This is a genomic window from Mesorhizobium sp. WSM4983, assembly GCF_029625765.1.
Classification (GTDB): domain Bacteria; phylum Pseudomonadota; class Alphaproteobacteria; order Rhizobiales; family Rhizobiaceae; genus Mesorhizobium.
Genome location: NZ_JARTVM010000012.1, coordinates 191,805 through 201,018 on the forward strand (window position 1 = coordinate 191,805; position 9,214 = coordinate 201,018).

Annotated in this window: 8 protein-coding genes; 6 read left to right on the forward strand and 2 right to left on the reverse strand. The window is 63.9% G+C overall.

Annotated elements, in window-relative coordinates; all coding sequences use genetic code 11:
* The first annotated feature begins 20 nt into the window (after window positions 1–20).
* The 6 genes from rhaS to P9254_RS25970 all read left to right on the forward strand — a co-directional run bounded on the left by rhaS (window position 21) and on the right by P9254_RS25970 (window position 6,339).
* A complete protein-coding gene (gene rhaS, locus P9254_RS25945) occupies window positions 21–1,016 on the forward strand; it encodes a rhamnose ABC transporter substrate-binding protein (protein ID WP_095782942.1) in 996 nt (331 codons plus the stop codon).
* Between the two features lie 119 nt (window positions 1,017–1,135).
* Window positions 1,136–2,692 (forward strand): sugar ABC transporter ATP-binding protein, encoded by a 1,557-nt coding sequence (locus P9254_RS25950; RefSeq protein WP_278055613.1) that lies wholly within the window; start codon window positions 1,136–1,138, stop codon window positions 2,690–2,692.
* The gene (locus tag P9254_RS25955; RefSeq protein ID WP_067322800.1) at window positions 2,689–3,666 is read left to right on the forward strand and encodes an ABC transporter permease; all 978 of its coding nucleotides are present in this window, start codon (window positions 2,689–2,691) and stop codon (window positions 3,664–3,666) included. Before P9254_RS25950 ends, P9254_RS25955 begins: the two co-directional genes overlap by 4 nt.
* Window positions 3,663–4,664 carry an ABC transporter permease gene (locus tag P9254_RS25960; protein WP_095799395.1) on the forward strand — a complete coding sequence of 334 codons (1,002 nt, stop codon included), beginning with the start codon at window positions 3,663–3,665 and terminating at the stop codon, window positions 4,662–4,664. Before P9254_RS25955 ends, P9254_RS25960 begins: the two co-directional genes overlap by 4 nt.
* The gene (rhaM, locus tag P9254_RS25965; RefSeq protein ID WP_067322795.1) at window positions 4,664–4,978 is read left to right on the forward strand and encodes an L-rhamnose mutarotase; all 315 of its coding nucleotides are present in this window, start codon (window positions 4,664–4,666) and stop codon (window positions 4,976–4,978) included. Before P9254_RS25960 ends, rhaM begins: the two co-directional genes overlap by 1 nt.
* On the forward strand, window positions 4,975–6,339 hold the full coding sequence (locus P9254_RS25970; RefSeq protein WP_278055616.1) for an FGGY-family carbohydrate kinase: 1,365 nt from the start codon (window positions 4,975–4,977) through the stop codon (window positions 6,337–6,339). Before rhaM ends, P9254_RS25970 begins: the two co-directional genes overlap by 4 nt.
* Window positions 6,340–6,424: 85 nt before the next feature.
* Here P9254_RS25970 and P9254_RS25975 read toward each other — a convergent pair whose 3' ends face one another.
* Both P9254_RS25975 and galE read right to left on the reverse strand, forming a co-directional pair.
* Window positions 6,425–7,681, reverse strand: coding sequence for a D-amino acid dehydrogenase (locus P9254_RS25975; protein WP_095826051.1), 1,257 nt, complete (start codon window positions 7,679–7,681; stop codon window positions 6,425–6,427).
* A 181-nt stretch (window positions 7,682–7,862) separates the two neighbouring features.
* Entirely contained in the window at window positions 7,863–8,858 is a 996-nt protein-coding gene (gene galE, locus P9254_RS25980) for a UDP-glucose 4-epimerase GalE (RefSeq protein WP_278055619.1), read from the reverse strand.
* Window positions 8,859–9,214: the final 356 nt, after the last annotated feature.

Here is a 9,214-nt window from a genome sequence, read left to right on the forward strand (position 1 = left end):
GCTCAAGGGAGGATATTCGAATGAGCTTTTTGAAGAAACTGCTGGTCACGGCGGCCTTTTCCGCCGCCATGTTCGTGAATGGCGCCTATGCCGAGAACGTCAAGATCGCGCTGGTCGTGAAGTCGCTCGGCAACGGCTTCTTCGACGCCGCCAACAAGGGCGCCGAGGAAGCGGCCAAGGAACTGGGCGACGTCGACGTGATCTATACCGGTCCGACCAAAGCGACGGCGGAGGCACAGATCGAGGTGATCAACTCGCTGATCGCGCAGAAGGTCAATGCCATCGCCGTCTCGGCCAATGACGCCGATGCGCTGGTGCCGGTGCTGAAGAAGGCGATGGATCGCGGCATCACCGTGATCTCGTGGGACTCCGGCGTCGCCAAGGAAGGCCGCCAGCTCCACCTCAACCCGTCCGACACCAATTTGATCGGCGAGACCATCATCAAGCTCGCCGCCGACTACCTGCCGGAAGGCGGCGATGTCGCCATCCTCTCGGCATCCTCGACCGCGACCAACCAGAATGCCTGGATCGAAGCGGCCAAGAAGGTGCTGCCGGAGAAGTTCCCGAAGATCAAGCTGGTCGCCACCGTCTATGGCGACGACGACTCCGCCAAGAGCACCGACGAAGCCAAGGGCCTGTTGAAATCCTATCCGAACCTCAAGGCGATCATCGCGCCGACCACCGTCGGCGTCGTTGCCGCCGCGCAGGTCGTCACCGACGAGAACCTGATCGGCAAGGTCAACGTCACCGGCCTCGCGCTGCCGTCGGAGTTCAAGAAGTTCATCGACAACGGCGCCAGCCAGGCGGTCGCGCTGTGGAACCCGATCGACCTCGGCTACTCGGCGATCTATCTCGCGCATGACCTGGCGGTGAAGAAAGAAGAGGCCAAGCCCGGCGCCACGCTGTCGATCGGCCGCGTCGGCAAGGTGACGCTCGACGACACCAACTCGGCTGCGATGGCTCCGCCCTTCCAGTTCGACAAGACCAACATCGAGAAGTTCTCAAAGATCTATTGATCTGAGGAGCTTGCACCCTCCCCCTTGTGGGGAGGGTCGGCGAGGCGGTGTCGCGAAGCAAAACTGGCGAGACGGGGCGGGGGTGACGACGCTTCCATGCACCAGGACCTTAACTTGATATGCTAGACAACCCCCATCCCGCTCACGTTGTTCGCGACCCTCCCCGCGAGGGCGAGGACAAATTGGCCCCGCGCCTGACGCTCTTAGGCATCTCCAAGAGTTTTCCGGGCGTTCGGGCGCTGCACAATGTCAGCCTGTCGCTCTATCCCGGACAGGTGACGGCGCTGATCGGCGAGAACGGCGCCGGCAAGTCGACGCTGGTCAAGATCATGACCGGCATCTACCAGCCCGACGCCGGCGAAATCAGCATCGACGGCCAGGCCACGACGCTGCCCAGCGCGCATGCCGCCTTCGGCCACGGCATCACCGCCATCCATCAGGAGACGGTGCTGTTCGACGACCTTTCGGTCGCCGAAAACATCTTCCTCGGCCATGCGCCGCGCACCCGCTTCGGCACCATCGACTGGCGCACCATGCGCAAAAATGCGCGCGAGGTGCTGGAGACGATGCGCGCCGGCCAGATCGACGCCGATGCTCGGCTAAAGGACCTTGGCATCGCCAACAAGCATCTGGTGGCTGTGGCACGCGCCATGTCCATCGACGCGCGCATCGTCATCATGGACGAGCCGACCGCCGCACTTTCGATGAAGGAGATCGAGGAGCTTTTCCTCTTGATCGAATTCCTGAAGAGCGAAGGCAAGGCGGTGCTCTTCATCAGCCACAAGTTCGACGAGATCTACCGCATCGCCGACCGCTACACCGTCTTCCGCGACGGCGAGATGGTAGGCGAAGGCCTGCTCAAGGACACCGGCCAGAACGAGATCGTGCGTATGATGGTCGGCCGCAACGTCGACCACATCTTTCCGCAGCGCGAGCCGAAGATCGGCGCGCCGGTGCTGTCGGTCTCCGGCCTGTCGCACCCGACCGAGTTCGACGATATCGGCTTCGAATTGCGCAAGGGCGAAATCCTCGGCTTCTATGGCCTCGTCGGTGCCGGCCGCAGCGAGGTGATGCAGGCGATCGCCGGCATTACGCGCACCAGCCGCGGCACGATCTCGCTGGACGGCAACTCAATCGCGCCGAAATCGGCGGCGGATTCGATCGAGGCCGGCATCGTCTATGTGCCGGAAGAGCGCGGCAAGCAGGGTGTCGTCATCGGCCTGCCGATCTTTCAGAACGTATCGCTGCCTTCGCTTGCGCGCACCTCGAAATCCGGTGTGCTCAAGCTGGCGGAAGAATTCTCACTTGCCCGCTCCTACACCGAGCGGCTGGACCTGCGCGCCTCGTCGCTCAGCCAGGATGTCGGCACCCTTTCCGGCGGCAACCAGCAGAAGGTGGTCATCGCCAAATGGCTGGCGACGACGCCGAAGGTCATCATCCTCGACGAGCCGACCAAGGGCATCGACATCGGCTCCAAAGCCGCTGTGCACGGCTTCATGGCCGAGCTCGTGGCGCAGGGGCTATCGGTGATCATGGTCTCCTCGGAACTGCCGGAAATCCTCGGCATGTCCGACCGGGTCGTGGTCATGCGTGAAGGCCGTATCGCGGCCACCTACGACAACAAAGGCCTCGACGCCGAGACGCTGGTCAGGACCGCAGCGGGGATCGCGGCATGAAGAATTTTCTCAAATATCGCGAGATCTGGCTGCTCGCCGGCATCGTCCTGTTGATCGGGCTGATCTCGACCCGCTTCCCCGGTTTTGCCGATCCGGCCAATCTGCGCCAGGTGTTCAACGACACCTCGATCCTGATGATCCTGGCGCTCGGCCAGATGGTGGTGATCCTGACGCGCTCGATCGATCTGTCGATGGCGTCCAACCTCTGCTTCACCGGCATGGTGGTGGCGATGCTCAACGCTGCCCATCCGGCGATCCCGATCCCGGTGCTGATCGTCATCGCACTGCTTGTCGGCCTCCTACTCGGCGCCATCAACGGCTTCCTGGTGTGGCGGCTGAATATCCCGTCCATCGTGGTCACGCTCGGCACGCTCACCATCTATCGCGGCGCCACCTTCGTCGTCTCCGGCGGCGCCTGGGTCAATGCCGACCAGATGAGCCCCGACTTCATCAACTTCCAGCGCGCCGCCTTCCTCGGCCTGCCGGTCCTGTCGTGGATCGCGCTTCTCGTCATTGCGCTGTTCTTTCTGGCGATGACGCGCACGCAGATCGGCCGCTCGATCTATGCCATCGGCGTCAACCCGACCGCCTCGGTCTATGCCGGCATCGATGTCGGCCGCACCAAGTTCATCGTCTTTTGCATTTCCGGCATGATCGGCGGGCTAGCCGGGTACTTATGGATCTCGCGCTACGTGATCGCCTCGGTCGAAGTCGCCAACGGCTACGAGCTCAACATCATCGCCGCCTGCGTCATCGGCGGCATCTCGATCGCCGGCGGCATTGGCTCGGTCGGCGGCGCGGTGCTCGGCGCGCTTTTCCTCGGCATCATCTCCAACGCGCTGCCGGTCATCAACATCTCGCCCTTCTGGCAGATGGCGATCTCGGGCAGCGCCATCATCCTGGCCGTGGTGCTCAACGCGCGCGGCGAGCGCCGGCAGGGTCGCATCATCCTCAGAAAGGCGGAAGCGGCATGACCGACACCCCTGCCCCGCGCCATATCCCCGACCGGCTCGACAAGCCGCTTTCTTCGGCGATCTTTTCCTGGGAGGCACTGCTTGTAGTCATCGCGATCCTCATCTTCGCGGTGAACAGCTTCGCCTCGCCCTATTTCCTCGACCCGTGGTCGCTCTCGGATCTGACCTTCAACTTCACCGAAAAGGGCCTGATTGCGCTTGCAATGGCGCTGCTGATCATCTCGGGCGAGATCGACCTGTCGGTTGCCGCGATTGTCGCGCTCGCTTCGACGATGATGGGCATGGCGGCGCAGGCGGGCGCCGGCACGCCGGTGCTGGTCGCGATCGGCATCGCCGTCGGGCTCGGCTGCGGCGCCTTCAACGGATTGCTCGTCACCAGGCTCGGCCTGCCTTCCATCGTCGTCACCATCGGCACGATGAGCCTGTTTCGCGGCATCGCCTTCATCATCCTCGGCGACCAGGCCTATAAGGGATATCCGGAGAGTTTCGCCTTCTTCGGCCAGGGTTATGTCTGGTGGGTCTTCTCGTTCGAGCTGGCGTTGTTCCTTTTCGCGGCGCTGGTCTACTGGTTCGTGCTGCATCGCACGAGCTTCGGCCGCCGCGTCTTTGCCATTGGCAACAATCCGGTCGCCTGCCAGTTCTCCGGTGTGCGCGTCGACCGCATCAAATTCATCCTGTTTTGCCTCACCGGGCTGATGTCGGGCATCGCCTCGGTGCTGATCACGTCGCGGCTCGGCTCGACAAGGCCGTCGATTGCGCAGGGCTATGAGCTGGAGGCCATCACCATGGTGGTGCTGGGAGGTGTGTCGATCCTCGGCGGCGCCGGCAGCATCCTCGGCGTGGTTCTTGCCGCCTTCATCATGGGGCTGGTGACCTTCGGCCTCGGCCTGCTCAACGTGCCCGGCATCGTCATGTCGATCTTCATCGGCCTGCTGCTGATCATCGTCATTGCGCTGCCGATCGTCTGGCGGCGGCTGCGCGAAGGACGTTTCGCCTGATGGAGAAACACGCCTTCAAGATGAAGCTCAATCCCGGCATGAAGGCCGAGTACAAGCGCCGCCATGACGAGATCTGGCCTGAGCTGGCGGAGCTGCTGAGAGATGCCGGCGTCTCCGACTATTCGATCTATCTCGACGAGGAGACCAGCATCCTCTTCGGCGTGCTGTGGCGACGCGACGATCACGGCATGGCCGACCTGCCGAAACATCCTGTGATGCAGCGCTGGTGGGCGCATATGGCCGACCTCATGGAAACCAAACCCGACAATGAGCCGGTGGCGGTGCCGCTGGAAACCATGTTCCATATGGCATGATCCGCCACGTCGCCGTCATCGATATGGGCAAGACCAACGCCAAGGTGGCGCTGGTCGAGCTCACGACGCCGAGCGAGATCGCGCTGCGCCGCACCGCGAACGCGCCCGTTTGGCAGGCGCCCTACCCCCATCACGATGTCGAGGCGCTGTGGACGTTCATCCTGAACAGCCTCGCCGATATCAACCGCGAGCGGCGGATCGATGCGATCTCGATCACCACGCATGGCGCGACCGGGGCGCTGGTCGACGCCGCCGGCGAACTGGTGCTGCCGGTGCTCGACTATGAGTTCGACGGCCCCGACCAGCTTGCGGCCGACTACGACGCCGTACGCGCTCCCTTCGCCGAAACAGGCACGCCGCGGTTGCCCATCGGCCTTAATCTCGGCGCGCAATTCTTCTGGCAGCAAAAGCGCTTTCCAGTGGAATTCGCCAAGTCCGCCGCGATCCTCATGTATCCGCAATATTGGGCGCTGCGGCTGACCGGCGTCGCCGCCAACGAAGTGACATCGCTGGGCTGCCACACCGATCTGTGGAACCCCTGGACGTCCGACTATTCCTCGCTGGTCGACAGGATGGGCTGGCGTCCGCTGATGGCGCCCGTGCGTCGGGCGAAGGACAGGCTCGGATCGATCCTGCCGGCGATTGCCCGACTGACAGGGCTCGACCCTGCGACTCCCGTCTTCTGCGGCCTGCACGATTCCAACGCCTCGCTCCTGCCGCATCTGCTGTCCGATCGGCCGCCCTTCTCCGTCGTCTCGACCGGCACATGGGTGGTCTCGATGGCGGTCGGCGGCAAGAAGGTCGAGCTCGATGCGGAGCGCGACACGCTGGTCAATGTCAATGCGCTCGGCGATCCCGTGCCGTCGGCGCGCTTCATGGGTGGACGCGAGTTTTCGCTGCTGACCGAGGGCCAGGCGCAGGACTGGACCGAGGCCGATATTGCCGCCGTGCTGGCACGCCAGGCCTTGCTGCTGCCATCAACCCAGGAGGGGTCCGGGCCATTCCCTCACCGTGCCGCGCAATGGGTCAACGCCGAGGGCTTGCCACCCGGCCAGCGCTTCGCCGCCATCTCGTTCTATCTGGCGCTGATGACCGCGACCTGCCTGGAGTTGGTTGGCGGCGACGGGCGGACGACGGTCGAAGGGCCCTTTGCGCGGAACCCGCTTTTCATCCGCATGCTGGCGGCGGCAACGGGACGGGCTGTCATCGCGTCGGAAACGTCAACAGGAACGAGCATCGGCGCGGCACTGCCGGCGTCAGACGGCGCTACCGCCATGAGCAAAGGCGAGCGGACCGAGCCACCCGCAGATCCGGCTTGGCATGATTACGCGCGAGCGTGGCAGCGGGTCATCGGGACGTGATCCCCGCCATGGTATTTGCCACAACTTGACAGGTCGCGCCGACCAGCGCCGACATAGGCCAGTGGCAACTTGCGCACCGATCGTCTCAGCCCGATGTCGCGTAAAGCAACCCTTGCGGATCGATCTCCGGCTTGCGGCCGGCGACGAGGTCGGACAGGAATTTTCCCGAGCCGCAAGCCATGGTCCAGCCGAGATGGCCGTGGCCGGTGTCGAGATAGAGGTTGCGGTATTTCGCCTGACCGAAGATGGGCACGGAACTCGGCATCATCGGCCTCAGGCCTGCCCAAAGCAGCGCCTTCTTCTCGTCGAAGGCGCCCGGGAACAGGTCCTTGCCGGTTTCCAGGATGGTTCTGAAATCACGCGGCTTGAAGCTGCGATCGAAGCCTATGAATTCCGCCGTCGAGGACATCCGCAGCCGGTTGCCCAGCCTCGAATAGCCGATCAGCCGGTCCTCGTCGGCGCCGCCCATGGTCGGGCCCTTGCTCTCGTCCTCGAGCGGGACGGTCACGGTGTAGCCCTTCACCGGGTAGACGGGCAGGTCGATGCCGTAGCGGCGGCCGAACAGGCCGCTTTCGGCTCCCATCGAGATGACGACGGCGTCGCCCGCAACCGGTCCGGCCGAGGTCATCACGGCTCGCACCCGGTCGCCCTCGATGTCGAGGCCCTCGATTGTCGTGCCGAACAGGAACCTGACGCCGAGCTTCTCGGCCGCATAGGCGGCGAGCTTGTCGACGAATTGCTTGGAATCGCCGGTCTGGTCGATTGGAGAATAGATGCCGCCGGCGATCTTGTCCTTCACGCCGGCAAGGCCCGGCTCCAGCTCGGCCAAGCGGTCGCGGCCGACGATCTCGATCGGCAGGCCGCGCTCGCCGAGGTAGCGGTAATTGTCGGTGCCGGTGTCGAAGCTTTTCTGCGAGCGGAAGAAGTAGAGGATGCCTTTCTTGCGTTCGTCGTAATGGATGCCGGTCGCCTCCGAGAGCGCATTGATGCAGTCGCGCGAATAGAGCGCGAGCTTCAGCTTGACGTCGGTGTTGGCGCGCAGGCGCGCTACGGTGCACTCGCGCAGGAAGCGCAGGCTCCAGGCATAGAAATACGGATCGAGGCGCAGCCGGACCTTGATGCCGAGGTCATGGTTCCAGAGCGCGCGCAGAAAGGTCTTGAGCGCCGCCGGCGAGGCCCAGGCGGTGGCGTCGCCCGGCGAGACCAGGCCGGCGTTCGACTGGCTGGTGCCGCGCGCCGCTGCCTCATGGCGCTCGATCACCGTCACCTCATGACCGTCTTTAGCCAGATAGTAGGCGGCCGCCGTGCCAATCACGCCGGCGCCGAGCACCAAGACCTTCATGCCGTCCCTCAAGGCTCATTCCAACAGTGCGCCTTCGGCACACCACCGCATGAGCCTCAATACCGCGTCTAAACTCGCCGGACGAGCCCTTGGCCCAACAGGTCAGTCTCATTACGCAATTCCGGGACGAAGGCTGCGGCGAAGTCGCCGAACCCAACCGCTACACACTTTCCTGAACTGCTTAGTTTCGAACGGAGTTCTTGGTCGTCAGGATGCGTTCCCAGGCCAGCGCATCCTTGACGATCTGGTCGAGATCGTCGCGCTGCGGCGTCCAGCCGAACTCCTTGCGGGCAAGGTCGGAATTGGCGACCACGGCGGCGGCGTCGCCCGGCCGTCGCGCACCCATGCGAACGTCGAAATCATGGCCGAAGGCGCGGCGCACGCTGTCGATCACTTCCAGCACCGAATAGCCGTGGCTGTAGCCGCAATTGGCGACGAGGCTCTCCCCGCCATCGCGCAGCCGCTGCAGTGCCAACCGGTGCGCCGCCGCCAGATCGCTGACATGGATGTAGTCGCGGATGCAGGTGCCGTCCGGTGTCGGATAGTCCTTGCCGAAGACCTGCATGAATGGCCGCTTGCCGAGCGCCGTCTCGCAGGCGACCTTGATCAGATGCGTGGCGCCGGGCGTCGACTGTCCGGTGCGGCCCTTGGGATCGGCGCCGGCGACATTGAAATAGCGCAGCGCCGTGTAGCGGATGTCGTGCGCAATCGCGGCATCGCGCAGCATCCACTCGCTCATCAGCTTGGAGAGGCCGTAAGGCGATTCCGGCGCCAGCCGGGCATCCTCGCGCACCGGCTCCAGCCCGGCGCCGCCATAGACGGCTGCGGTGGACGAGAAGATGAAATGCGGCACGCCCTCGCGCACGGTGGTTTCGATGAGCGCGCGCGTCTTGCAGGTGTTGTTCTCGTAATAGCCGAGCGGATCGGCGACGGATTCCGGCACCACGATCGAGCCGGCGAAATGGATGATGGCGTCGACCTTGTTTTCCCGGATGATCCGGCCGACCAGATCGCGATCGGCGACGTCGCCGACGACGAGCTTCGCCTCCGGCGCCACCGCCCATTCGAAGCCGGTGGAAAGCCTGTCGAGCACGACGACGCTTTCGCCGGCGTCCAAAAGCTCCCAGACCATGTGGCTGCCGATATAGCCGGCACCGCCCGTCACCAAAACCGTCATCGCTTACCTCGCTGATCAAGATTTATCGGAAACTGTCTCAACAGCCGCCGTGCTGGAAACCCCGCCGTAAGCCCATTAGCCTCCCATTTTAGTGTTAAGTCTGTAACAGTTCCGCCTGCCCGAGGCATCGTACCGAAACAAAGCTGGTTCAAATCCCCGGGAATAGGCCATGATCCGGCGTCGTTAGGAACAGGCGCGGGGCGTGGCATTTTGACCGGTGCGGCGCGGTGGACGTAACATAGGCCCGTGACTATGATCCGGCGCAAAATTGGGAAGCCGACATGAACTACCAGCGGTTCTTCGAAGACGCGATCGACCAGCTCCATGCCGAGCGGCGCTACCGCGTTTTCGCCGAC